The sequence below is a fragment of the Gordonia hydrophobica NBRC 16057 genome, assembly GCF_001592365.1.
GTDB lineage: Bacteria > Actinomycetota > Actinomycetes > Mycobacteriales > Mycobacteriaceae > Gordonia > Gordonia hydrophobica.
Genome location: NZ_BCWU01000005.1, coordinates 35,835 through 61,039, shown reverse-complemented (window position 1 = coordinate 61,039; position 25,205 = coordinate 35,835). Strand labels below are relative to the sequence as shown.

The window sequence follows — 25,205 nt, the reverse complement described above, 5'->3', positions numbered from 1 at the left end:
CCGTCAGCGGCGGTCTCGGCTCAGGTGCACGGTGCCGTCGTCGGTGATCCACCACGGCACCCGATGCCGCGTCGAGGAGGCGCCGTCGGTCAGTGTCACGTGCAGGTCGTCGTGCAGACGGAGCTCGCGGGGCGCCTCCAGGCCCGCGGCGGCGAGCAGTGCGACGGATTCGGCCGCGTCCGGGTCCGCGGGCCGGCCGTCGGGGTCGGGCAGGGCGTCGTAGCGGTCGGACGCCGTCGTCGCGTCGAGCAACTCGGCCAACTGCGCCGCGGCGCGCGGAGTCGGCGGCAGCCCCGGCAGCACCGCCCGGTCGGCGGGCACCACCGTCGTCCACCACGGCGCGTCGACGACGATCGGATCGGTCGTCACACCGCCGGAGATCGTCCGCACCCGCTCCGGCTGCGGCACGTCGGCGACCACGACCCGGCCGGTGGCGACCACCGCGATCAGCGCCGCATGAGCCCGTGCGGCGACACCGGCGGCGATGTCGCGCTCCTCGTCGGCCAGCGTGGTCAGCCACGCGTGGACGTCGTCGGCGTCGTCGGGCTCGTGCCCGGCCAGCAGTCCCACCGCGGCGTCAGGCACCTCGACCGGATCGAAGAGTCCGCGCAGAGCCTCATCGTCCACCGCGCGCAGCCTGCGGAGCGGACTCCCGTCGATCTCGGCGAAGCGTCGCAGCCACCACCGGGTGTATCCGTGAGCCAGGAGCGGCGCGGTGGCGTCGTCCGCCGCCAGGAGTTCCAGGGCGTTCGGCCAGGCGTCCGGGTCGACGAGGTCGAGATCGCGGACGGCCGACAGCTGATCCGGCGGCACCTCGTGCTCGTCCCACCAGAGGTCCTCGTCGGGCAGGTCGTGGTCGGGGGCGACCGGCTCGGGATCGTGCACGACGGAGAATCCCCAGCCGACCCCGAGCAGGCGGAGCGCATCGCGGCCGTACCGGTCGACCACCTGGTCCGCGACGGTCCCGAAGGGCGAGTCGTCGACGAGAACGGCGGCGAGCGGACTGTCGGGCAGCAGCAGTTCGTCGGCGGGCCAGTCGTCGCCGTCGGCACCGCGCAGTTCCAGGACGCCGAGCGCACCGGGTGCCGGTCCCGCATCCGGCAGGGCGAGAAGTCGCAGCACCGTGTCGGCGAGTTCGCGGTGGTCGTCCGCGACGTCGAGTTCACCGAGCAGCCCCGGATGGTCCAGCACCTCGCTCGGCGAGATGCGTCTGAGACCGAGCCGTTCGAGCAACGGGTCGTAGGCGCTCGGGGCCAGCGTCGGGACCCACGTCGGAGACGGCGGATCGGCGACGGCGTCGAGCCCGTCGATCATGAACAGCCCGCGCGCGCCGACGTGCATGCGGCCGTCGCCGCGGGGCACCGGCAGCGCGCCGAGCTCCTCCGCGTCGCGGCCGTCGACGACGACGTCGGCCAGGGCCGCGTAGAGCTCCGCCCACCAGGTCGGCGGCTTGTCGACGCCGGCGAGCAGTTCAGCGACGTCGGCCAGACCGAGCTCGCGAGCACCGAGTCCGACCAGCAGCACGGCGGTGCCGCGGTCGCTGACATCGGGATGCGCCAGTGGTTCCAGGATGTCGCCCAAGGCTGCGGCGAGCCGATCGGTGAGCCCGCTGAACACCCAGGCGCGGGTGGGCGCGCGCCACGCCCCTGCGGCCGACCGCACCCATCTCGCGTCGGCGAGACGTTCGCGGATCGCCTCCCGCAGCACGGCGTCGACCCGTCCGGCGGTGAACGCCGGCGGCGGGATCACGAGGTGCTTCTGCTCGTCGGGCACCAGCGCCACCAAGTCGGCGTAACCGGCGGCGGCCGCGGCGACATCGGCGGACGGGTGGAGGTCGCGGCGGTCGGGAGTCAACGGCAGGTGCGCGATCAATCGAGCGGGCAGCGTGGTCTCGATGCCGGTGGCGGTCGGGCTGCGCAGTGCATCGCGGTCCAGCGGACGCACGCGATGATCCTGCACCGGGACCAGCCAGCGAGTGTCCGGCGACCGCGCCTGCAACCACCGGCGGTGTTCGACGCCGTCGAGCGTCACGATCACCTGATCGCCGTCGCTGTGACGGGCGAACACGCGGCCGTCGACATCGATGCGCTCCAGCGACTCCAGTTCCAGGAGGAGGTCGGGCGCTTGTGCTGCCGCGTCGGCGACCAGCGCGTCGGCCCGCTCGGCATCCAGGTCGAGGCTCACCTCGGTGTCGAAGCCCGGCGGCGGGACCGCCGCGGACGGCCAGGCCAGACGCTGCGACGGAACCGCCGACGCATCGACGCCCGGCAGTCGTTCGGCCACCGCGTCTCGCGACCGTGCGGCGTCGAACTCGATGGACCCGCTGCGCGAGGCGATCACCACCCGTGCGGCGGCCGACGTCGCTCGAAAGCCCATCCCGAACCGGCCGACGGTGCCGTGGTCCACGTCGGCGCGTTTGGGCGACACCCGCAGCGCGGTGAGCGATCGCACACCGTCCGCCGTCAGCGGCGCGCCGGTGTTGGCGACGCGAACGGTGGCGCCGTCGGCATGGATCGCGACGGTGCCTGCGCTGCCCGCGGCGTTCGCCGCGTCGGCGGCATTCGCGCACAGTTCGGTGAACAGGCGGTCGCGGTAACCGATCTCGAGGAGCTCGGCTTCTGCTGCGGCATCCTCGGCGAGACGTGTCGGGGACGCGGCCCACCCGCTGAGGGTGGCCTCGCGCAGTTCTGCGGTCCCGAACCGATCCGCCGGGTCAGGCCTGCGTTGCGGCATCGGCGGCCGACGACTCGGCGGCGCCTGCGGACTTCGCGGTCGTCACGACCTCGATGGCGCCGTCGTCGTACGCGTCGTACGCCGGGCTTCCGCCGCCGGTGACCGGACGGACATCGGAGTGCGCACCGCACCCGTAGTCGGCGGAGACGGCACGACCGTCCGCGGCCAACTCGTTGGCACAGACGCCGAACGCGCCGTGCAGCGCGCCGACGATCGGCAGATAGAAGCCGCAGGTGCCGCACGAGTGTCGCGCGCTGCGCGCCATGGCCGAGGCCGGACCGAACTCGCCGTCGTACCAGCGTTGTGCCGCGTCGGCGCGGCCGTCGAAGGAGAGGAGACGCTTGCGCCCGAGACCGATCTCACCGGCCACCTGTCCCACCTGGTCGCGGTCGACGGGATCGACGTCGAGGGTGTCGATCTGCCCGGGAACCAGGCGCGGATCGTCTTCCGGGGCGGCCAACATGTCGCCGGGACCGAGGTCGCCGGGGGCGACGCGGTCGACCCACGGCACCCACTCGGGCGCCAGCAGGGCGTCGTCGCCGGGCAGCAGAACGGCCTCGCTGACGGTCAGTCCCGTCGCGTCCGGCGCCCCCGCGACCACGACGCACCACTGCCAGCCCCGGTACCCCGGGACCTGCGCGGCGAAATAGTGGGTGGCGGCGTAATCGCCTTCGGCACGTGCTCCCAGGTGATCGCCGGGCTTCTCGCCGTCGGCGATCAGCGCATCACGCGCGAAGGCGACGGCGTCCACCAACGCACTGTTCGCCGGGGCACCGCTGTCGAATGCAACACTCACCCTTCCAGTGTGCAATAGTCGACCGCCCAAATGCACGTCAGGGACCTACCCACCGGCCGCACGGCGGTCGTTTCCCGTCTGTTCGATCGGTCCCGGCACGCCTGTCCCCGGCTTGTCGGCCCGATGAGGAACAATTGAGGCGTGAATCCTCGTCAACCCGGCAACGACCGCCCCAGCGGTGGTCGGCAGCAGCCTCCGCGCCCGCCGCGGCGTCCTGCGCCACACCCCGGCCAGGCGAATTACCCCGCCGACCCCCGTCCGCGCGTCCCGACTCGGCCGTTCGACTCGCGTCAACGCCCGGCCAGCGACGGCTATCTGCCTCCGCGCACGCACAATCCGCACCTGCCACCGCTCGATCCGCAGCAGTCCCCGCTCGACGAGCCGACCACGCGCATCGGCGGCGACGGCGACGACCCCCGGCTGCGCGACGCCGAGTACGTGCCGCCCGAGAAGGTCACCGTCGTCCGGGTGATGGCGCGGCGATCCAAATACTTCACCGAGCGCGGCGTCAAGATGGTTCATCGCGCCGCGACGGCCGACGGCGCCGACCGGTCCGGCCTCACGGCCCTCACGCTGCCGGTGATCGCGAACAACACCGTCGACGCCGCCATGTCGGTCGCCTTGGCCAATACGCTGTTCTTCGCGGCGGCCACCGCCGACTCCAAGGTGAGCGTCGGACTGTACCTCGCCCTGACGATCGCACCGTTCGCGCTCATCGCACCGTTGATCGGACCGCTGCTGGACAAGCTGCAGAACGGACGGCGCATCGCGATGGCGAGCACCTTCGCCCTGCGCGCCGTCCTCGGTCTGCTGATCATCGTCAACTTCGACTTCAATCCCGACACCCAACAGATCGAGTACACGCCGTTCGTGCTGTATCCGTGCGCACTGGGACTGATGGTGCTGTCGAAATCGTTCGGCGTCCTCAAGTCCTCGGTCGCGCCGCGGGTGCTGCCGCCGTCGATCGACCTGGTTCGCGTCAATTCCCGATTGACGACGTTCGGCCTGTTGGCGGGCACGATCGTCGGCGGCGGCATCGCCGGCGCCTTGGAGTTGGCGCTCGGCAAGACCGTGCACTTCCCCGGTGCGATGACCTTCCTGGTGCTCGTCGCCGGCGTCGGCGCGTTCTACTGTATGAAGATCCCGTCCTGGGTGGAGGTCACCGAGGGCGAGGTCCCGACCACGATCACCTACCGCGCCGGATCCCCCGCGGAGGCCCCGCACAGCGCCGGGCAGAGCCTGCCTAAACGGCTGGCCGCCAAGATGCGACAGCCGCTCGGCAAGTCCGTGGTCACCGGACTCTGGGGCAACGGAACCATTCGCATCCTCACCGGGTTCATGACCCTGTACGCCGCGTTCTACGCGAAGGCGCAGCAGACCGACAGCAGTTCGGGGTGGGCACAGCTGCTGCTCCTGGGCGCCGTCGGTGCGGCCGCAGGCATCGGCAATGCGCTCGGCAACGGCGTGGGCACGCGGATCGAGTTGAAGCATCCGACCCGGATCGTGGTGTTCGCGACGGCGGCGACGTTCGTCGGCGCGCTGCTCGCCGCACTGTTCGGCGAGCTGTTGTTCATGGTGATCGCCGCGGGCATCGGCTCGGCCACGAGCGCGATCGCGAAGGTCTGCATGGACTCGAGCATCCAGGACGACCTCCCCGACGAGTCCCGGGCGTCCGCGTTCGGCATCTCGGAGACCGTGTTGCAGCTGTGCTGGGTGCTCGGCGCCGCCCTCGGCGTCCTGCTCCCGACGGAACTGTGGATCGGGTTCACGGTCATCACCGTCCTGCTCGGAATCGGCCTGGCCCAGACCGTGCTGACCAGCCGCGGCGCGACGCTGGTGCCCGGCTTCGGCGGCCGTCGTCCCGACCACGCCGCACCCACCATGCCCATCGCCGTGCCCACGACGCATCAGCGGATGCGGTAGTCGGCCACCAGCCACGCAAGCCCCACCGACGGAAAGACGAGTTCACACGTGTTGCAACCGGGAGACAAGAAGGCACTGACCATCATCGGGGCGGTGGTGGTCGCGGCCCTCGTGATCATCGCGGGCGCCACCGCACTGTTGGTCCGCGGACACGAGAAGCCGGTCCCGGCGCTCTCGTTCCAAGCCGGAGACCACCTGTCGCGGGTGGAGCCGTCGTTCTGGTGCTCGGCGAAGATGGACGAGTGCACGGGCGTCGTGAGCAACACCGGCAATGTCCGGGTGGTGGACCACCCGGTGCCGGTGGGCAGCACCGCGATGCTCAGCGTGCCCGCCGAGGTCTCCGGCAGTCCGTGGACGCTGCTCGCGGAGTACGCCACGCCTCGCGGGCTGTTACGCGTGCAGTGGGTCCACCTGCCCGACACGAAGTACACGCAGGTGCTGAAGAGCACCCCGAACCGCGTCCTGATCGGCGCCGAGGTGTCGGTGATCTCCGCGGTGCAGGTCCCGATCCCCGGGCAGCCCGCGAACGCCGAGGGCGGCGATCTCCTGCTGCGCGGCGTCTACTCGATTCGCACCCTGCCGATCGGCTTCGAGGTGCGGAATCAGACGCCGCTGGCAGGCGAGCGCGGGAACTGAGGTCTCCGGGCGTCAGCGATCGAGTTCGCGCGTGACGCCGCGGACCACCTCGGAGATCAACTGCGCGGTCTTGCGGTCGGGGTAGCGACCGTTCCGCAGCCCCGGCTGCACCTTGCTCTCCAGCAGAGTGATGAGGTCCGCGACCATGCCGTGCAGCTCATCGGGCGACGGCCGCTTGCTGTCGCGCTCGCGGCGGGCGCTCTCGCGCGAGTTGCGGGCCACGCTGGGCGCCGGCTCCAACACCGTGACGCGCAGCGCCTGCGGTCCGCGTCGACCGGCGGCCATGTCGAACTCGACCTTCTGGCCCACCTTCAGCTCGGAGACACCGTCCGGCAGCACGTTGGCACGCACGTACACGTCCTCACCGTCGGACTGCGACAGAAACCCGAAGCCCTTCTCGGAGTCGTACCATTTCACCCGGCCGCTCGGCACCGCGATCACCTTCAACTGATCTTGTCTGCCACATACAAAAGCGCCTGGCCCGATGGCAGTCCGAGCAGAGGCGCGCTACGGACGATTCTACCGCCACGACTACCGTGGATGCCATGCAGACCCAGAAGCCCTCCCGCTTGCTCGGCGTCGCCGTCGTCATGTTCGGCATCGGCATGGTCGCGGCGATCGCGTTGCTCATTCCCGCCGTCCGACACACCGGAACCGCACCGGTCTCGGTGCTTTACATACTCGCGCTGGGCGCGCCGGTCGGCCTGCTGCTCGGGATCGTCTTCGCGCTCCTGTCCGGTCGGCGCAGTCGATGACGACCTCGATGAGCTCCGACCGGCCACTGAGTCCGGCCACCGACGAGTCCGCGCTCAAACGCGCGTTCAGCTGCTTTCCGTCCGGCGTGGTCGCCGTGTGCCGCAGCACCGACGACGGAACGCCCATCGGGATGTCGGCCAGCGCATTCACCACGGTGTCACTGGAGCCACCGCTGGTCTCGGTGTGCGTCCGCAACGGCTCGGCCACGTGGCCGAGTCTCGCGGGCAGCGGAACCCTCGGCGTCAGCGTCTTCGCCGCGCATCAGGGCGAGGCCTGCCGACGTCTGGCCGGCCCCACCGAGGACCGGTTCACCGGCGTGCACCCGATCTTCGACGAGTCCGGCGCCGTCTTCATTCCGGGCGCCACCGCCCACCTCGCGTGCACCGTCTTCGCCGAGGTCCCCGCGGGCGACCACGTCGTCGTCCTGCTGCAGATCGAGTCGCTGCGCTGCGATCCGGCCGTCGAGCCACTCGTCTTCCACGCGAGCAGTTTTCGTGCGCTGGAGACGCGTCGCGCGAACGATTGAGTGGCGATCGTCTCAGTTGCTCTGTGAGCTTTCTCACATAACGGGTTGATAACAAACCGGACACGGGATGGGGGTCACCGGCCTGAACTGGGCCGACGGCCCGCAGCCTCGGGAACCGGCCCTACCCGCACGTAAACGTCCTATGAACTCGCGGGTGACCTATCCGATCGGACGACGTAGGGTTCAGGACGGTCGTCGGCACGGCGACCACCCGCACACCACGTTCGACCGGTCGCGCCCAGCCTCGCTTCCGCCGGTGGAGCAACCACAAATGCAGTTTCAGGAGCGAGGACGGGGGACCCAACATCCCTCCGGGACGGCTGATCGCCTCGGCGAACAGCCTTGGGGTTAAGTCCCAGCGGTCGTCACATCCAGTGATGCACGCGGGGGCCGGGCACCTCTCGCCCGAACCCGACAGCTCACCTCGTAGGCGCGTGGAGAGAGGAAAGAACACCATGTCCGGACGTCACGCGAAGCAGACGACCAACACCAAGACTTTCGCCAAGATCGCCGTCACCGCAGGCATCATCGGCGGCGGCGCAGGCGCCACCCTGCTGGGCACCGGCCACGCATCCGCTGCGACGGACGCTGAGTGGAACCAGGTCGCACAGTGCGAGTCGGGCGGCAACTGGGCCATCAACACCGGCAACGGCTACCAGGGCGGCCTGCAGTTCAGCCCGAGCACCTGGGCGGCCCACGGCGGCACCCAGTACGCTCCGAGCGCCGACCAGGCCACCCGCGAGCAGCAGATCGCCATCGGCGAGCGCGTCCTGGCCAACCAGGGCAAGGGCGCATGGCCCACCTGCGGTGGTCCGCTGTCGGGCCCCACCCAGCGCACCGCCCCGAAGACCACCCCGTCCAACCCGCTGGCTCCGAAGAAGGACGCGCCGACCACCAAGTCGTCGGACGCCAAGTCCTCCGATGAGGCCAAGAAGCAGGTCGACGACGCGCTCAACGAGAAGAACGTCAGCCCCGAGGTCCGCAACGCCTGGAAGGCCGCGAAGAACTCCGGCTTCGACCTGAACGCTGACCAGCTCAAGGTCTACAACCAGAACAAGAACCTGCTCAACCTGCTCTGAGCACTCTGATCTGACGAGAAGGCCCCCGCCACGGCGGGGGCCTTCTGCTGTCGTGAACGACGACCCTGGCATTCCTCCGTTGACAGCGCACAGTAGGTCGCTCCATCTGCCGTTGATAGCGCCCCGCTCCGGGGCCTGATCAACGGCGCAAGCGCGGGTGACCGCTCCACGACACGAAGACCGGCCGAACCCGTGGGTTCGGCCGGTCTTTACTCGCTGAGATCAGCGGTTGACGACGGTGTTCGACTGGATGAACGGCAGCTCGTCTGCCGGCTTGGGGAGCTGCGTGTCGCCGAACGGCGAAAGCGCCCCAGCGAGGTGAGCCACGAGCTCGGTCACCGCATGCTCATCGCCGAGTTCCGTCGGCCAACCGTTGTCCACATATCCAGTCTTCTTAGCCACGGCCTCATTGTGCCATGTCCGGTTCGCCAGCGGTAAAGTTGGCCGAATGAGCCCAGACCTGCCGCTGCGCGGGCTGGCCGACGACTTGAGCACGCGGTCTGACGACGCCCTCGCGGACCTGCTGATCACCCGGCCCGACCTCGCGTCTCCTCCCCCTCGCGGCACCGGAGTCCTTGCCGGCCGGGCGCTGTCGGCGGCATCCCTCTCGCTGGCGGGCGAGAAGCTCGACCTCCTGTCTGTCGCCGTCCTCGAGGCCTTCCTCGACGCGGCCGCCGAGATCGGTGAGCGCAAGGAGCTCCTCGGTCCCGTCAGCCGCGACGACGTGGTCGCTCGGCTCGGCAAGCGGGCGCTTCGGTCCGACGTCGACGCCCGCCTCGACGCACTGGTCGAGGCCGGTCTGCTGTGGGGCACCGGACCGCTCAAGCGCGGCAAGCACACGCATTGGCTCGGAGGCGCCCACCTGCCCTCCGCACTGCCCTGGCGCGCACACCACCTGCTCGGCCCCGTGGCGCAGCTGACCCCCGACCAGATCGCCGCACGGATCGCCGACGCGGGCGATCGTCCTCGCGAGCTCCTCGCCACGCTCGCGCAGGGGCCCGCCCTCGGTCGCAGCCGCGACGCCGCACCGGACGCCGATCCGTCGGCGCCGGTGCCGTCGCTCATCGCGCTCGGTCTGCTGGCACGCGTCGACGAGCAGACCGTCGAACTGCCGCCGCAGGTGGCCCAGCTCCTCCGCGAGCAGCCGCCGCTGCAGACCGCCTCGCTGCGCGTGCCGTCGCTGACCGACGCGGAGGGACCCGGGCGCTTCGACGCCGCCACCGTCGACGCCGCAGGTGCCGGCGAGGCACTCGAGCTGCTCCGTCATGCCGGCGATCTCATCGAGGCGCTCGGGACTGCGCCCGCCGCGCTGCTCCGCTCCGGCGGCCTCGGCATCCGAGAGTTGCGTCGGCTCGCGAAGACCACCGCATTGTCCGTCACCCGCGTCGGTCTGCTGGTGGAACTGCTGGCCCGGCAACGACTGGTCGACGGCGGCGTCCCCGACCTCGCCGATCTGGATTACACCGCCGACGAGGTCTTCGCGCCCACCACGGCGGTGGACGCCTGGGCGCATCACCCCACCGAACGCCGTTGGCTGGGCATGGCGCACGCCTGGTTGCATCTGCCGCGCCGACCCTGGCAGATCGGCGACACCGATCGCGACGGCAACACGCTCGCCGCACTGTCGTCCGAGCTCTACGACGCGACGGCGGCCACCGGGCGTCGCGCCGTCCTGACACCGCTGCTCGACGCCGAGCCCGCGCACCCGGTCAGCGTCGACGCGCTGGTCGCCGACCTCGGCTGGCGACACCCGCGACAACTGCGCAGGATGACCCGGCACGTCGTGACCCAGACGCTGCGCGAGGCGACCGAGCTGGGCCTCGTCGCGCACGGTTCGTTGACCACGGCGGGCCGCGCCCTGCTGTCAGCGCCCCTCGACGACGAGACGCCCGCGGGTGTTCTGGAGGCGATGGAGTCCTCGCTCCCCGAGCTCATCGACTACTTCCTCGTGCAGGCCGACCTCACCGTGATGGTTCCCGGTCCCCTGCAGTCCGACACCGCCGATCATCTGCGACTGTTGGCCGACCTCGAGTCCGGGGGCGCCGCATCGATGTACCGGATCACCGACGACAGCATTCGACGAGCCCTCGACACCGGCCGCAGCAGCACCGAGATCGGCGCGTTCCTGGCCGAGCACTCCCGCACCCCGGTGCCGCAGTCGCTGACCTACCTGATCGACGACGTGGCCCGCCGCCACGGGCGGCTCCGGATCGGCATGGCCGCATCGTTCATCCGCTGCGACGACACCGCGACGCTGGCCGAAGTGCTGCGCAGCGATGCGGCGGCCGAGTTGGCGCTGCGAGCCCTGGCGCCGACGGTCGCGGTCTCGGCGGCGCCGTTCCGCGAGGTGGTGGAGCGGCTGCAGGACGCAGGCTTCGCGCCGGCGGGCGAAGACTCCACCGGCGCGTTGATCGACTTGCGCAGCCGCGGCGTCCGCGTCGCCGCGCGGTCGCACTCGACCACAGCCGGCCCGCGGCGCGGCGGCATCGGCCCCGGCCAGGCACACGCGGTGGTCTCGCGCATGCGGACCGCCGATCGCGCGGCGGGCCCGGTGTCCGCGACGGCGTCGGGCGCCGCGGGCGAAACCGTGTCTGCACTCATCCAATTGGCGCTCCGAACCGGTCGACGCCTGCGCATCGGGTACGTGGACGCCCAGGGTGCGGCCAGCAGGCACGTCGTGCACGCGCGATCGCTCACGGCCGGGCAACTGGTGGCGGACGAAGACGGCGGCGAGACCGATCTGCACTTCCCGTTGCATCGCGTCACCCGCGTCGAAGTGCTGTGACCGGGCCGGGGTGACTGGCCCACGACGCGTCCGACCTGGACAATGGATGGGTGACTGACGGACCGCTCATCGTGCAATCGGACAAGACACTGCTGTTGGAGGTGGACCACCCGGGGGCGGCCGCCGCCCGCGCGGCCATCGCGCCGTTCGCCGAACTCGAACGCGCGCCCGAGCACGTGCACACCTACCGCGTGACGCCGCTCGCCCTCTGGAACGCGCGCGCCGCGGGCCACGACGCCGAACAGGTGGTCGACGCCCTCGTCACCCACTCCCGCTTCCCGGTGCCGCAGCCGTTGCTGGTAGACGTCGTCGACACCATGGGCCGCTTCGGTCGGCTCCAGTTGACCAAGAATCCCGCGCACGGGCTGACCCTGGTGAGCCTGGATCGCGCCGTGCTCGAAGAGATCCTGCGGAACAAGAAGGTCGCGCCGATGCTGGGTACGCGCATCGACGACGACACGGTGGTCGTGCATCCGTCCGAACGCGGCCGCCTCAAGCAGATTCTGCTGAAGGTCGGGTGGCCCGCCGAGGATCTGGCCGGGTATGTGGACGGCGAAGCCCATCCGATCGCCCTGGAGCAGGACGACTGGCAGTTGCGCGACTACCAGGAGCTCGCGGCCGACTCGTTCTGGGCGGGAGGCTCCGGCGTCGTCGTCCTGCCGTGCGGCGCAGGCAAGACGATGGTCGGTGCTGCGGCGATGGCGAAGGCCGCGGCGACGACGCTGATCCTGGTCACCAATACCGTCGCGGGCAGGCAGTGGAAGCGGGAGTTGATCGCCCGCACCTCGCTGACCGAGGACGAGATCGGCGAGTACTCGGGCGAACGCAAAGAGATCCGTCCGGTCACCATCGCGACCTACCAGGTGATGACGCGTAAATCGAAGGGCGAGTACAAGAACCTGGACCTGTTCGATTCTCGCGACTGGGGCCTGATCATCTACGACGAGGTGCACCTGCTGCCCGCGCCGGTCTTCCGGATGACGGCAGATCTGCAGTCGCGGCGTCGTCTCGGCCTCACCGCGACGCTGGTGCGCGAGGACGGCCGCGAGGGCGACGTCTTCAGCCTCATCGGCCCCAAACGGTACGACGCCCCGTGGAAGGACATCGAGGCGCAGGGCTGGATCGCTCCCGCCGAGTGCATCGAGGTCCGCGTGACGATGACCGACGAGGAACGACTGCAGTACGCGGTCGCCGAAGCCGAACTGAAGTACAAACTGTGCGCGACGGCGCATTCCAAGGTGCGCGTGGTCCGCTCGATTCTGGACCGCCACCAGGACTCGCAGACCCTCATCATCGGCGCGTACATCGACCAGCTCGAGGAGCTCGGTCGCGAGCTCGATGCGCCGGTCATTCAGGGATCCACGCGCAACGCTGAGCGCGAGAAGCTGTTCGACGCGTTCCGACGCGGCGAGTTGCAGACGCTCGTGGTGTCCAAGGTCGCCAACTTCTCCATCGATCTGCCCGAAGCCTCCGTGGCCGTGCAGGTCTCGGGCACGTTCGGCTCACGGCAGGAGGAGGCCCAGCGCCTGGGCCGACTGCTGCGTCCGAAGGCCGACGGCGGTCAGGCGCACTTCTACTCGGTGGTCTCCCGCGACAGTCTCGACGCCGACTACGCCGCGCATCGCCAGCGCTTCCTCGCCGAGCAGGGCTACGCCTACCGCATCGTCGACGCTGACGACATCGTGGGACCGGAACTGCCCTGACGTCCTACGCGGCGCTGGCCGCACCCCTCCGGCGGCGAGAGCTGTAGTCCGTTGAGACGACACTACCGCGACGAGCAGCGCGGGGAGTGGCGATCCGACGTCGCCCACTGTGTCACGCTGAAGGCATGCCCCTCGTCGCTCGCATGCGCCCGTTCACGTCCACCATCTTCGCGGAGATGTCGGCACTCGCGGTGCAGCACGACGCGATCAACCTCGGTCAGGGCTTCCCGGACACCGACGGACCGGCGTCGATGCTTCAGGCGGCGGTCGGCGCCATCAACGGCGGCGACAATCAGTACCCGCCCGGGATCGGCGTTCCCGCCCTGCGGCACGCGATCGCCGACCACGAGCGCGAACAATACGGAATCGACCTCGATCCCGACTCCCAGGTCCTGGTGACCGTCGGCGCCACCGAGGCCATCTCCGGCGCGCTGCTCGGCTTGGTCGAACCCGGGCGCGAAGTGGTGATGATCGAGCCGTACTACGACTCGTACGCCGCGTGCGTCGCACTCGCGGGAGGCGTCCGCAAGACGGTGCCGCTGGTGTCCGACGGCGACGGCTTCGTCCTCGACCGCGACGCGTTGTCCGCCGCGTTCGGCCCGAACACCGCTGCGGTGCTGGTGAACTCGCCGCACAATCCGACCGGGACGGTGCTCGGCGACGACGACCTCGTCGAGATCGCGCGACTGGCCACCGAGCACGACGTCGTGGTGATCACTGACGAAGTGTACGAGCACCTTTTGTTCGACGGTCGCACCCAGCAGCCGATCGCGACGCTTCCGGGAATGGCCGAGCGTACGCTCCGGATCTCCAGCGCGGCCAAGACGTTCAACTGCACCGGCTGGAAGGTCGGCTGGGTGACCGGTCCCGCCGAGCTCGTCGCCGCCGCGCGCGCGGCCAAACAGTTCCTCTCGTATGTCGGCAGCGGTCCGTTCCAGCCCGCCGTCGCGCACGCTCTCCGCACCGAGATGGCGTGGGCCCGCGACAATGCCCGCGATCTGGAACGCAAGCGCACCGTCCTGTCCGACGCCCTGCGGTCGGCGGGTTTCGGGGTGCATCGCAGCGAGGCAGGCTACTTCGTCTGCGCCGATCCGCGTCCGCTCGGCTTCACCGACGGCGCGGCGTTCTGCCGCGAGCTCCCCGCCACCATCGGCGTCGCCGCCGTCCCCGTCAGCGCCTTCGTCGACGACACCGCCACCTGGCAGCATCTCGTCCGATTCGCATTCTGCAAGCGCGACGAGGTGATCGCCGAGGCGGCGGCGCGCCTGCGGACGCTCACCGAGGGGTGACCCCGCCCCGCGTTGGTCGAGTGCTGCCTGCGAGCGGAGCGAGCACGCAGCTCATCGAGACCGTCGTGGTGTCGCTGGAGGTTCGCCGCCGGCGGCTCAGCCACCGGTCGTACCGGGAGCGGACTTCCGGCGGGACCTGTCGCGGTCGTCGACGGCCTCGCGAACCTCGTCGATCGCCGTACGGATCATGATGCCGTAGGCGTCGTCGGACAACGCCGAGATGTGCTCCTGGGCATTGTCGAGGTGCTCGATGGCAGCGTCGAACGCGCCCAACCGGCGGAGGTTGTCGGCGATGTTGAGATAGAGGCTCGGATAGAAGCCGGCCACCGTGAGGCCGGCGTGGTGGTGCCGGGCGCGTTGGTCGGTGAGGGCGGCAGCAGCATCGAGTGCGCGCACGTCCCAGATGAGGGCCTCTGCCGGTTCCTCGTAGAGATCAGCCAGGTAGTGAGCGAGCGTGCAGCGGTGGAACGGATCGCCGGTGATTCCGATCTGGCGCCAGAGCGCCAGCAGGTCGCGCCGAGCAGGTTCGGGATCTCCTCCGCGTCCCCGGAGTACGGCGTCGCCGATCGCTTCCATGGTCGGGTCAGGTGTCGCGCAAGTTTCGGTCATGAGTTCGGTGCAATCCTTGCCGTGTCAGGTATGCGAACGAGGTCGTCGATGCTGCGGCGGATCAGGCGTTTCAGGTCCCTTCGTCAGGACGGATCGGCTCGGCACGGCATGACGAGCGCGGTCAGGTCGCCGTCGTCGGCCGAGCGGACGGTGGCCGGCTGATCAGGACCACGCAGATCGAGCATCACCTCGACACCGAGGGCATGGCTCACCGCGGGATACAACGTGGTCAGCTCGAACCACACGGTGAGGTCGGCCCCCGCCGAGGCACCGTCGAGGGCCACGACGGCCTCGGGCAATACGAGGCTCGGTTGGCCGTCCGAGATCCGCAGTCCGATCCTTGAGGGTGCTTGCTCGAGCGCCTTGAGGAACTGTTGCGCCGGGATCGTCACTCGGTGGGTCACCTCCGCAAGCGAGGCGATCAGCGACTTGTAGTCCGGAAATGCCGCGGTCAGGAGTCGGCAGTGGACGGTGGTGCCGTCGGCCAAGCCAAAGGCCACGGCGTGCTCAGCTGCCGTCATCGTCACGGTAGGACTCCTCCGAAGGCGCGACATCGTGGCGACGAGGTCGTCCCCGGCCACCGTCCCGGCCCACGAAACAGCCGACGCCCGGGTCGGTACCAACGTCCGGGTCGCGAGGCGGTAGCGGTCGGTGGCGGTGAGCGTGATCGCGTCAGGATCTGATTCCAACCGGACCCCTGCCAGCACCGGGAACTCTGGTTCGTCGACGGTGGTCGCCAAGACCTGGTCGACAGCAGCCGCAAGGACCGGGCCCGGCAGAACACCGAGGCGAAGACCGACCTCGTCCACCAGCGACGCCTTGAGCATTGCCGCGGCGTGCTGGACCGCACCGGCGTCTGCGGCGACCTTGGCCACCTGCTCGTCGATGAGCTCCCCAGCCTCTGTCGGGGTGGCGTCGAAGAAGTCACCGATCATCGACAGCGGCATCCCGATCTCGCGTAACCCCCGCAACTGCGAGGCGCGCGCCACCTGAGACTCGCTGTAGAAACGGTAGTTGGTCCGTGGGTCGATCTGTTCGGGACGAAGGAGACCCGCATCGTCATAGAACCGCAACGCGCTCGCCGTCAGTCCGACGCGCTTGGCGAACGGGCCGATCGACATCAACTCAGGATCCATCACCCGAACATAGTGAGGCCTCGACCAACTCGAAGGTCAACCCCGGACTCTGACCGTCGACAAAAGGCCAGCACGACGGCACGACGGCACGACGGCACGACAAGAACATATGTTCGATGCCGCGTTAGACTCAACACATGAGCACCGGAGTGCAGGCCTCACTGTTCGACGACTCCGACGAGCGCACGGCCGTCGTCCGGCTGGCCCCGCTCGAGGTCGGCGGGCTGCGACACGAATTGACCGACGGTGCGTGGGTCGATGTCCGCCCCGGCTGGATCACCGGCTCGCTGTCGCTCTTCGACTCCCTGTGCAGCGACGTGCCGTGGCAGGCCGAGCGCAGGCAGATGTACGAGCGCATGCTCGACGTCCCGCGACTGCTCTCCTTCTACGACGAGCAGGCACCGCTCCCCCACCCGATGATCGGCCGGGCGCGCGACGCGCTGAGCCGGCACTATCGCCGCGACCTCCCCGACGGGTTCGCGACCTCCGGACTGGCGCTCTACCGCGACGGCACGGACAGCGTCGCATGGCACGGCGACCGGATCGGCCGGGGACGTGACCACGACACGCTGGTCGCCATCGTCTCCCTGGGGTCGCCCCGCACGCTGCTGCTCAGGCCGCGCGGCGGCGGCCGGTCGCGCAAGTTCGTCCTCGGCTCAGGCGATCTCCTGGTGATGGGCGGCAGTTGCCAACGGACCTGGGATCACGCGGTGCCGAAATCGCCGGGCGCGGGCCCGCGGATCAGCATCCAGTTCCGTCCCCACGGCGTGCGATGACGTACCGTCACTCCACGGCTTGGACGGTCACCCCGGTGAGTTTCTCCGATGCCGCCCAGAGTTTGTCGCGAACGGACTGATCGTCGACGATCGACCGATAGCGCGCCCGTGACGGACCTCCGCGCAAGACCAGCCGCGGTCCCCAGTAACTGCCGTTCGCAACGTCCTGCGTCGCGGCGTACAGCGCGGGCAGCGCCCCTTGGTCAGCCGGTTGCCCCACGCGCAGCAACTCGCCCGCCTTCATCAGGTAGTCCATCGCCGTCTCGGACTGCCCCATCAGGCCGGTCGCCGCGTAGCCGGGGTGCGCCACCACCGACCGCAGACCGGAGCCCGCCGCGGTGAACCGACGCGCCAACTCCTGCGCGAAGACCAGGTTCGCGAGCTTCGAATCACCATAGGCCACCCACCGGTTGTAGCGACGCCGCTCCCAGTTGAGATCGTCGGCGCGAATGCTCCCACCCAGGTGGGCGAGCGACGACAACGTCACCACCCGATCGGTGAGCTTCGGCAACAGCAGCCCGGTGAGAGCGAAGTGGCCGAGATGATTGGTGCCCATCTGCATCTCGAACCCGTCAGCCGTGCGTCGCAGCGGCAGCGCCATCACACCGGCGTTATCGATGAGGACGTCGACCGCGTCGACGGTGTCCGCGAACTCCCGCACCGACGAGAGGTCGGCCAGGTCCAGATGCGCGACGGTCGCCGCGGAACCGATGCGATCGGCGACGATCGCGGCCTTGTCGAGGTTCCGACAGGCGAGCGTTACCGACGCACCCCGGCGTGCCAGCGCGGTCGCCATCTCGGCTCCGAGTCCGCCGTTGGCGCCGGTGATCACGTACCGGCGCCCGCTCTGGTCGGGGATTGCATCGGTCGACCATCCGTGCATCGTCATTGCTCCTTCGGTTCGGACCGATGTGTCCGCTCTCGTGGCCTGCCGAACTTCACCAGGTCAGAGAGCACACTACCGAGCGACGGCGGTTCCGCGGGGACGAGGAGTTCGCGTGGCGCAAAGATCTCGGTCGAGTCCGGACGCCCGCGCAGCGTGGTGCGGTCGATGCGACGCCATCGGGCGGCCTCCTCGGTACCCGCCGCCTCAATGATGCGGCCGCTCGCCAGAATCGGCGAGTGCCCCTCCTTCGCCCGATCCGACAGCCGCGCGCTCTCATTGACCGGGTCCCCGATGACCGTGTACTCGTAGCGTGTCTGCGCGCCGATGTTGCCCGCGAAGACCCGGCCGTACGAGACGCCCATGCCCCATTCCAACGGCAACGACTCGCCCAGCGCTTCACCGAGCGCCCGCGCGGCGGCGAGCGCCGCCTGCGGAGCGTTCTCCAGCGGTTCGGGGGCACCGAAGATCATCAGCGCCGCATCACCCTCGAACTTATTGATGAAGCCGCCGTGGTCCTCGACCACGTCGGCAACGATCGAGAAGAAGGCGTTCAGGACGACCGCGGTCTCCCGCGGGTCACGGCTGGCGGCGAACGACGTGGAACCGGTGATGTCGACGAAGATGACGGCGACGTCGCTGTTGGCGCCGATCCGCTCGCCTCCGTGTTCCAAGGCCAGATCGGCGACTCCCACGCCGACGTGGCGTGAGAAGATCTCGCGCATCCGCTCGCGTTCTTCGAGGCCGTCGAGCATACTGTTCACCCCGGCCTGGAGGACGCCGATCTCCGAGGAGTCGTACACGGCGACTCGACCGGTCAGGTCGCCCTCGGATGCGGTCTTGACGACGTCGGTCATCTCGATGAGCGGGTCACGGATCACCCGGGCGACCAACCCGATCACGCGACCGCCGGACGCCAATGCGATGGCGGCGAGGAAGGCGATGGCCCAGTCGAACCGTTCGCCGACCAACGGGACCATCCCCAGGGCGCGCCCACTCACGATCGACAACATCCCGATCATCGGTACCGCGGACGAGACCACCCAGATCACGAGCATGCGCTCACGGACACCGTGCATCACGTACTTCATGGCGCGTCCGCCGAGCGCGAGAACCACCAGCGGCCGGACCGCGCTCTCGATGAACATGTAGTTCAGGCACGCCGACGTGATCGCGGCGAAGCAGAACGCCACCAGCATGGCGATCAGGAAGGTCTGCGGCGCACCGGAGAGAATCACGTAGACCACGTACGCGGCGAGCCAGCCGACCAGGTCGGCCTGCGACACCCGCATCGGGATCACTTGGATCTTGCGGCGCCGTTCGTCGTCGGCGACGCCGCCGCTGACGAACCAATCCACCTGTGGCCGCAAGAACAGCAGGGAGATCGCAATGCTGACCACCAGGCCGATGGCCGTCGACACGATGATCGCCAGCATGCCGGGGTCGCCGTCGCCCGCATGGAGCGTGAGGTCGCCACCACTGAAGGCCAGCAGCACCGCAATGAAGGTCTCGACGCTGATGAGGACCTTCGCGCCGCCGACGATGGTCCCACCCAACAGCAGTGCGCGGGCGACGATGCCGCGCCGGGTGGGCACGTCCATCGCCTGCCACTCGGTGGCCAGCCGTTCGCTGCCGCCGTCGACCAATCGGCCGCCGAAGTAGGCGACCTTCAGCCGCCGGTCCACCCAATCGGCGAATCGGTGCAGTTCCACGCGCGCATTGTCACGCAAAACAAGTCACCTCCCGGCCGAATGCAATCTCACTGAGATTACCCAACGACCGGGAGGTGATTGTGGTTATACGTTCGCGTATCAGGCAGCCTGAAGGGCTTCGATCTCCAGGGTGATGGTGATCTTGTCGCCGACGACGCTGCCGCCGGTCTCCAGCGGCATCTCGATGTCGATGCCGAAGTCCTTGCGGTTGATGACGGTGCTGGCCTCGAAGCCCGCGACGGCGCCATGGCCCATGCCCGGGTTCACGCCGTTGTACTCCAGCTTCAGGGTGACCGGCTTGGTGACGCCCTTGAGGGTGAAGTCGCCGACGAGCTCGTAGTCGCCGCCCTTGGCGACGACGCCGGTGGAGACGAAGGTGGCGGTCGGGAACTTCTCCGCGTCGAAGAAGTCGGCCGACTTGATGTGGCCGTCACGCTGCTCGTTGCGGGTGTTGATCGAGGTCACGTCGATCTCGGCCTGCACGGACGGGGTGCCGTCCTCGGCGATCGTGACGGTGCCCGAGAAGGCGTCGAACGAGCCGCGGACCTTCGAGACCATCAGGTGGCGGACCGAGAAGCCGACGGTCGAGTGTGCCGAGTCGATGGTCCAGGTGCCCGCGGTCAGGTCGGTGGGGACGAGGGTTGCTGCAGTCATGATGATCTCCTTGTGGGGTCGGTCGGTAGTGCGCTTGTGGAGTTCGTCGGCGCGTTCAGCGCCACACAGGAAGAATAACCGGACCGCGGTCCGTTTGCTTCCCGATGTGATTCGATTCACAGTCGATCTCGAGCTCCGCCGTCCGCCGACCGGCCCCATCGACACCGTCGGTGATCGACTCCCGGTGCTCGTCGACGCCGGAGACTACACGTCGACGACGTCGCTCTGCGGGTCGATGAGGACCTTCGCGTGGTGCTGCGCCGATCCGAGCGCCTCGAACGCCGCCGCGGTTCCACCGAGCCCGACGGTCCCGGTGAGCAGCGGTTCGGGACGAACCTTCCCACGCGCGATCATGTGCAGGGTGTTGCGGAATTCTGCAGGGTCGTAGCCGAACACGAACCGAAGGTCGATCTCCTTGTTGCTCGCCATCGCGGGCGCGAAGGTGTCGGGCTCCATGCAGACACCGACCACCACCACGCGCGACCGGAAGGGCGCGCCGGTCACGAGGTCGTCGATGATGCCCGGAACACCGACGCATTCGAAGACCACCGGGCCCGTCGGAGTCAGCGACAGTTTGTCGGCGACGCCCATCAGCGACCACCACGGCACTCCGGGCACGAACTGGAGTGTGTGCATCGAGTCGAACGCGACGGAGAACAGATCTCCGACGCGGGTGAAGTACTTCTTCTGCGCGGGCGCGACGTCCCAAGGACTGTCGGCGGACGGATCGACGACGATGTCGGCGCCGCACTCGCGCGCGAGGTTCCGCCGCATCTCCGACAGATCACTGGCCACCACGGTCTTCACTCCGATGGCCTTCAGCATCAGGATCACCGCGAGGCCGATCGGCCCGCAGCCGACGACCACCGCGACGTCGCGCTTGCCGACGTCGCTGCGTCGAACGGCGTGGTGGGCGACGGCCAGCGGTTCGGTGAGCGCCGCGAGGTCGGGAGAGACGCCGTCGGGCACCGGCATGGCGAGGTCTTCCTGCACCAGCAGGTACTCAGCGTACGCGCCCGGAGCGTGCGCGGAGAGACCGACCATCTCCACCTCGCCGTCGTGCCGGATGAGCGGCAGCGCGACGATCGCCTGCCCCGGCTTCCACCGCTTGCGGCACTTGGGGCCGTACGAGACCACTTCACCGACGAACTCGTGGCCCATCACCACGCGCTGCGACGGCCGCATGAAGTTGTCGTACCCGACCTGCTCTCCGATGTCGGCGGCGACGTCGCCGTGCACCCGCGCGTGCAGGTCCGACCCGCAGATCCCCGCACGCAGGACTTTGAGCAGTACATGACCCGGTCCGGGCTCGGGAACGGCCATTTCCTCGACGTCGAGCGAACCTTCGTGACACACCACAGCTTTCATGGGTCCACTGTAGGGGACGGTCCTGCCTTGGGAGCTGAACCCTACTCAGAAGTCAGGAGAGCGATGTCAGTCCTCACTGCGGTGGCGCGCCCGGCGCACCTGATACGTCGGATCCACGCGCGGGCGTGCCCGCGTCTCCTCGGAGTCGGCCCCGGCGAAACCATCGCTCGGATGCTCGCCGGTGAGCTTGTCAACCCACGAGTGGCGCCCGGTGTCGGCGTCGTCGACCGGCACGAACTGCGGCCGACTCTCGGCCGACGGCTCCACCACAGGCTGCTCGTGAGTCACCTCGCGCCGCTGCGCGGGCTCCTCGTCGATGTACCGCTCGACTTCCTTCTCGACCACGCGGCGCACGATCACCGGTTTCTCGACGACGACGATCTGCTCGATCGGCTTCTCGACGATCTTCTCGACCTCGACGTAGACCGGCCTCTCGACCACCTTCTCGATGATGTGCTCGATCGGCTTCTCGACGATCCGCTCCACCACGTGGTCGACGCGCTTCTCGATGACGTTCTCGACGAGGACGGGCGTCTGCACGTTCTTGTCGAACTCGCGGCGGACCTCTTGTTCCACCACGTTCTCGATGATCTCGGGACGTTCGACGATCTTGTCGACGACATGCTCGACCGGCTGGTCGACGACCTTCTCGATCACGTTCGGCACCTCGACGATGCGCTCCACGATCCGGTCGACGGGCTGTTCGATGACCTTCTCGACCACGTTCGGGCGTTCGATGACCCGCTCGACGATCCGGTCGACCGGCTTCTCGACCACCTTGTCGACGATGTTCGGCACCTCGACGGTGCGCTCCACCTCGCGGTCGACCGACTTCTCGACCACCTTCTCGATGACGTTCGGCACCTCGAGCATCTTCTCGACGACACGATCGACCGGCGTCTCGACGATCTCCTCGATCACGTTCGGCTTCTCGACGAGGCGCTGCACGGTGTGGTCGACGGTCGTCTCCACCACCTGCTCGATCACGTTCGGCACCTCGACGACCTTCTCCACCACGCGATCGACGGCCTTCTCCACCACCTGCTCGATCACGTTCGGCACCTCGACGAGCTTCTCGACGACGTGGTCGACGCTCTTCTCAACAACCTCTTCGACGACGTTCGGCACCTCGACCACCCGCTGAACGGTGTGCTCGACCGGCGTCTCGACGATCTCCTCGATCAACTCCGGCTTCTCGACAACGCGTTCGACGACGTGCTCGACCGGGTTCTCGACGATCTTCTCGACGACGTTCGGCTTCTCGACGACGCGTTCGACGACGTGCTCGGCGTTCTTCTCGACGAGCTTCTCGGTGATGTCGGGGATCTCGACGACACGTTCCACCTCGCGGTCGACAGGCTTCTCGATCACCTTCTCGACGACGTTGGGGACTTCGACGACGCGCTCGATGACGTGGTCGACCGGCTTCTCGATGGGCTTGTCGACGATCTGCTCGACCACCACCTCGCGCTCGACCGGGACCTCCTTGATGGTGGCCTTCTCGACGACGAGTTCGACCTCCTTCTCCACGACCTTCTCGACCGTCTTGTAGACGATCTTCTCGACCGGGACCTCGATCTGTTTCTCGACGACGCTCTCGACCGCCGAGTCCTCGTCGGCGTCGACAACCTTCTCGACCACCTTCTCGACAGGGCGGTAGACGATCTTCTCGACGGGGACCTCGACCTGTTTCTCGACGATCTTCTCGACGGGAACTTCGCGGATCACCTCGACGATCTTCTCGACCGGCTTCTCCACCACCTTCTCGACGACCGATTCGACGGGGATCTCCACCACCTTGTCGACGATCGTGACAATGGGCTTCTCCACCATGCGTTCGATGCTGACCGGTTTCTCCACCACGTCGTCGGTGATCTCGACGAGCAGTTTCTCGACCATGCGGGCGACTTCGGTCGGCCGTTCGACGATCTCGTCGACCACGGTGACGAGCAGTTTCTCGACCAGTCGCTGGATCTCGATGGGCTTGTCGACGATCTCGTCGAGGATGGTGACGACGGGCTTCTCGACGAGCCGCTGGATCTCGATCTCTTTGTCGACGATCTCGTCGTGGACGGTGACGATCGGCTTCTCCACCACCCGCGGCACCTCGACGGGCTTCTCGACGATCTCGTCGACGACCGTCACCGACGGCTTCTCCACCACCCGGCTGATCTCGACAGGCTTGTCGACCGTCTCGTCCACCACCGTCACCGACGGCTTCTCCACCAGGCGCGAGATGTCGACCGGTTTCTCCACGATCCGGTCGGTCACCGTGACGATCGGCGCCTCCACCCGGCGCGTCAACTCGACCGGCTTCTCCACGATCTCGTCGACCACCGTGACGACCGGCTTCTCCACGATCCGCGGCAACTCGACCGGCTTCTCCACGAAGTCGTCGATGAAGGTGACGGCGACGTCCTCGACCATGCGCGGCACGTCGACCGTTCGCTCGACGATGTCGTCGACCACGGTGACGACGGGCTTCTCGACGCGGCGGCGGATGTTGACGGGTTTGTCGGCGATCTCGTCGTCGATGCTCACCACGGGACGCTCCACGGTGCGCTTCACGCTCACCGGTTTGTCGACGATGTCGTCGACCACCGTGACAACCGGCTTCTCGACCAGTCGCGACACCGTGGCCGGCTTATCGATGATGGTGTCGACGGTGTTGACCACCAGTCTCTCGACGATGCGCTCCAGCGTCACCGGCTTGTCGATCACCGTCTCGACCGGATTCTCCACCAGCCGCTCGACCGTGTAATCACGATCGACGACGTTGTCCACAACGTTCAGCGCCGGTTCGTTTTCCTGCGTCGTCCCGTCGTCGGCCATCGGCCCTCCTCGTCCTGCAACATCCTCACCGAAAACCCTTGCATAGTGCGGCGAGAACATCTAACTGAACTCTTAGGTTACGCGGCCGAACCAACCGCCTCACGCCAACCAACAGCCCCAGCCGTTTGATGTCCGGTCCGACGGGTTACGGGGCCTCGCCGGTGATGACGTACGCCTGCGGGTGCCTGGCCAGGTACCGAACCGCGACGGCGCCCGCGTCCAGCGCGAGGTCGGTGGAGCCCGCGGAGAGTCGCAGTGTGTACGCGCGTCCGTTCGCGGCGGTGAATGTGACCCACCCGTCGTCGACGCTCGCCGAGGCTTGCGCACCGTGCGCGCGGATGTACGCGTCGGTGACGGGGACGCGGGCAGTACCGAGGATCCCCAGAACGCCTGCGAACACCAGCACGACGAGCATGGCGCCGGTGAGCATCCGAGGCAGGTTGAGGCGCCGCGGGGCCGGCGGCGTGGCGCGGGGCAACTGCTCGCGGGCGCGCGCGGACTCCAACAGTGGTCGTGCCCCGTCCACCAGGGTCGTGTTCGTGATGATGGATCCGGGCAGTCGACGGGTACGCACCCGGCGGGTGGCCGAATGGATCGCCGCCGTCCCGAGCCCGCCGACGACGGCGAGGACGAGGAAGACAGGGCCGTTGTCGACCGGCACGTCGAGCAGCCAGATGGTCGTGTCCGCAATCGCGCCGATCATCGCAGCGCGGCCCGCCCGCGGCGTACAGCAGGTCCGGGTCGTCGGAAAGGTAGCGCACCGAGACTCTGTCACCCACGCCGACGGCGCCCTCGCGGACGACGAGTGCGCCGACGAACGGTTCACCGTCGGCAGCGTCGACGCGCACGAGGACGTACTCGAGCGGGACGGACTCGTCGTCGGTGACCCACTGTGAGACTCCCGTCCGGCGAATCTCCATCGCTCTCCCGCTCGCAGTCAGCGCCGACGAGAGATCCAGTGCCGCAGCGTGTCTCCGCGTGCGGGAGAGCACCCCGAACACCCCGCCTG

General features: G+C 68.6%; 22 protein-coding genes and 1 riboswitch. Of the genes, 10 read left to right on the top strand and 12 right to left on the bottom strand.

Going from position 1 to position 25,205, the window contains the following annotated elements; all coding sequences use genetic code 11:
- Nucleotides 1–3 precede the first annotated feature (3 nt).
- Both GH2_RS09955 and GH2_RS09950 read right to left on the bottom strand, forming a co-directional pair.
- Nucleotides 4–2,733, bottom strand: coding sequence for a sacsin N-terminal ATP-binding-like domain-containing protein (locus GH2_RS09955; RefSeq protein WP_066166793.1), 2,730 nt, complete (start codon nucleotides 2,731–2,733; stop codon nucleotides 4–6).
- Nucleotides 2,714–3,529 (bottom strand): DUF3027 domain-containing protein, encoded by an 816-nt coding sequence (locus GH2_RS09950; RefSeq protein WP_066166790.1) that lies wholly within the window; start codon nucleotides 3,527–3,529, stop codon nucleotides 2,714–2,716. Before GH2_RS09950 ends, GH2_RS09955 begins: the two co-directional genes overlap by 20 nt.
- Nucleotides 3,530–3,670: 141 nt before the next feature.
- Between GH2_RS09950 and GH2_RS09945 the strand changes: the two genes are divergently transcribed.
- Entirely contained in the window at nucleotides 3,671–5,452 is a 1,782-nt protein-coding gene (locus GH2_RS09945; RefSeq protein WP_066166788.1) for an MFS transporter, read from the top strand.
- Nucleotides 5,453–5,500: 48 nt separating this feature from the next.
- Nucleotides 5,501–6,088, top strand: a complete 588-nt coding sequence (locus GH2_RS09940) for a DUF2771 family protein (RefSeq protein WP_066166785.1) — start codon at nucleotides 5,501–5,503, stop codon at nucleotides 6,086–6,088.
- 12 nt (nucleotides 6,089–6,100) lie between these two features.
- On the opposite strand, the gene GH2_RS09935 is transcribed toward GH2_RS09940, so the two are convergent.
- Nucleotides 6,101–6,520, bottom strand: coding sequence for a cold-shock protein (locus GH2_RS09935; RefSeq protein ID WP_066167329.1), 420 nt, complete (start codon nucleotides 6,518–6,520; stop codon nucleotides 6,101–6,103).
- A gap of 113 nt (nucleotides 6,521–6,633) precedes the next feature.
- Between GH2_RS09935 and GH2_RS09930 the strand changes: the two genes are divergently transcribed.
- The 3 genes from GH2_RS09930 (at nucleotide 6,634) to GH2_RS09920 (ending at nucleotide 8,449) form a co-directional block, all read left to right on the top strand.
- Nucleotides 6,634–6,843 (top strand): hypothetical protein, encoded by a 210-nt coding sequence (locus GH2_RS09930; protein ID WP_066167325.1) that lies wholly within the window; start codon nucleotides 6,634–6,636, stop codon nucleotides 6,841–6,843.
- Nucleotides 6,840–7,370: a flavin reductase family protein gene (locus tag GH2_RS09925; protein ID WP_066166782.1), complete on the top strand. Its 531-nt coding sequence runs from the start codon at nucleotides 6,840–6,842 to the stop codon at nucleotides 7,368–7,370. Before GH2_RS09930 ends, GH2_RS09925 begins: the two co-directional genes overlap by 4 nt.
- Nucleotides 7,371–7,632: 262 nt before the next feature.
- Nucleotides 7,633–7,819, top strand: a riboswitch (cyclic di-AMP (ydaO/yuaA leader).
- A 6-nt stretch (nucleotides 7,820–7,825) separates the two neighbouring features.
- On the top strand, nucleotides 7,826–8,449 hold the full coding sequence (locus GH2_RS09920) for a transglycosylase family protein (protein WP_066166779.1): 624 nt from the start codon (nucleotides 7,826–7,828) through the stop codon (nucleotides 8,447–8,449).
- 222 nt (nucleotides 8,450–8,671) lie between these two features.
- On the opposite strand, the gene GH2_RS09915 is transcribed toward GH2_RS09920, so the two are convergent.
- Nucleotides 8,672–8,851, bottom strand: a complete 180-nt coding sequence (locus GH2_RS09915) for a hypothetical protein (protein ID WP_157086056.1) — start codon at nucleotides 8,849–8,851, stop codon at nucleotides 8,672–8,674.
- Nucleotides 8,852–8,897: 46 nt separating this feature from the next.
- Between GH2_RS09915 and GH2_RS09910 the strand changes: the two genes are divergently transcribed.
- The 3 genes from GH2_RS09910 to GH2_RS09900 all read left to right on the top strand — a co-directional run bounded on the left by GH2_RS09910 (nucleotide 8,898) and on the right by GH2_RS09900 (nucleotide 14,226).
- The gene (locus GH2_RS09910; protein WP_066166776.1) at nucleotides 8,898–11,234 is read left to right on the top strand and encodes a helicase-associated domain-containing protein; all 2,337 of its coding nucleotides are present in this window, start codon (nucleotides 8,898–8,900) and stop codon (nucleotides 11,232–11,234) included.
- 50 nt (nucleotides 11,235–11,284) lie between these two features.
- A complete protein-coding gene (locus GH2_RS09905; RefSeq protein WP_066166774.1) occupies nucleotides 11,285–12,937 on the top strand; it encodes a DNA repair helicase XPB in 1,653 nt (550 codons plus the stop codon).
- Between the two features lie 125 nt (nucleotides 12,938–13,062).
- Nucleotides 13,063–14,226: a pyridoxal phosphate-dependent aminotransferase gene (locus GH2_RS09900; protein ID WP_066166771.1), complete on the top strand. Its 1,164-nt coding sequence runs from the start codon at nucleotides 13,063–13,065 to the stop codon at nucleotides 14,224–14,226.
- A 96-nt stretch (nucleotides 14,227–14,322) separates the two neighbouring features.
- On the opposite strand, the gene GH2_RS09895 is transcribed toward GH2_RS09900, so the two are convergent.
- Nucleotides 14,323–14,835: a hypothetical protein gene (locus GH2_RS09895; RefSeq protein ID WP_066166766.1), complete on the bottom strand. Its 513-nt coding sequence runs from the start codon at nucleotides 14,833–14,835 to the stop codon at nucleotides 14,323–14,325.
- An 83-nt stretch (nucleotides 14,836–14,918) separates the two neighbouring features.
- A complete protein-coding gene (locus GH2_RS09890) occupies nucleotides 14,919–15,971 on the bottom strand; it encodes a DNA polymerase III subunit beta family protein (protein WP_239588761.1) in 1,053 nt (350 codons plus the stop codon).
- Nucleotides 15,972–16,108: 137 nt separating this feature from the next.
- Here GH2_RS09890 and GH2_RS09885 point away from each other — a divergent pair, with 137 nt between their 5' ends.
- Nucleotides 16,109–16,747: an alpha-ketoglutarate-dependent dioxygenase AlkB gene (locus tag GH2_RS09885; protein ID WP_066166760.1), complete on the top strand. Its 639-nt coding sequence runs from the start codon at nucleotides 16,109–16,111 to the stop codon at nucleotides 16,745–16,747.
- A 7-nt stretch (nucleotides 16,748–16,754) separates the two neighbouring features.
- Here the strand turns inward: GH2_RS09885 and GH2_RS09880 are convergent, their stop codons facing one another.
- The 6 genes from GH2_RS09880 to GH2_RS09855 all read right to left on the bottom strand — a co-directional run bounded on the left by GH2_RS09880 (nucleotide 16,755) and on the right by GH2_RS09855 (nucleotide 24,899).
- Nucleotides 16,755–17,630, bottom strand: a complete 876-nt coding sequence (locus GH2_RS09880) for an oxidoreductase (protein ID WP_066167317.1) — start codon at nucleotides 17,628–17,630, stop codon at nucleotides 16,755–16,757.
- A gap of 2 nt (nucleotides 17,631–17,632) precedes the next feature.
- The gene (locus tag GH2_RS09875; RefSeq protein ID WP_244885353.1) at nucleotides 17,633–19,342 is read right to left on the bottom strand and encodes an adenylate/guanylate cyclase domain-containing protein; all 1,710 of its coding nucleotides are present in this window, start codon (nucleotides 19,340–19,342) and stop codon (nucleotides 17,633–17,635) included.
- A 99-nt stretch (nucleotides 19,343–19,441) separates the two neighbouring features.
- On the bottom strand, nucleotides 19,442–19,996 hold the full coding sequence (locus tag GH2_RS09870; RefSeq protein WP_066167314.1) for a YceI family protein: 555 nt from the start codon (nucleotides 19,994–19,996) through the stop codon (nucleotides 19,442–19,444).
- A 204-nt stretch (nucleotides 19,997–20,200) separates the two neighbouring features.
- Nucleotides 20,201–21,364 carry a zinc-binding dehydrogenase gene (locus tag GH2_RS09865; RefSeq protein ID WP_066166755.1) on the bottom strand — a complete coding sequence of 388 codons (1,164 nt, stop codon included), beginning with the start codon at nucleotides 21,362–21,364 and terminating at the stop codon, nucleotides 20,201–20,203.
- Between the two features lie 66 nt (nucleotides 21,365–21,430).
- Nucleotides 21,431–24,196 carry an IMCp domain-containing protein gene (locus tag GH2_RS09860; RefSeq protein WP_066166752.1) on the bottom strand — a complete coding sequence of 922 codons (2,766 nt, stop codon included), beginning with the start codon at nucleotides 24,194–24,196 and terminating at the stop codon, nucleotides 21,431–21,433.
- 145 nt (nucleotides 24,197–24,341) lie between these two features.
- Nucleotides 24,342–24,899 (bottom strand): hypothetical protein, encoded by a 558-nt coding sequence (locus GH2_RS09855; protein WP_066166749.1) that lies wholly within the window; start codon nucleotides 24,897–24,899, stop codon nucleotides 24,342–24,344.
- Between GH2_RS09855 and GH2_RS09850 the strand changes: the two genes are divergently transcribed.
- Entirely contained in the window at nucleotides 24,877–25,092 is a 216-nt protein-coding gene (locus tag GH2_RS09850) for a hypothetical protein (RefSeq protein WP_066166746.1), read from the top strand. The genes GH2_RS09855 and GH2_RS09850 overlap by 23 nt on opposite strands.
- Nucleotides 25,093–25,205: the final 113 nt, after the last annotated feature.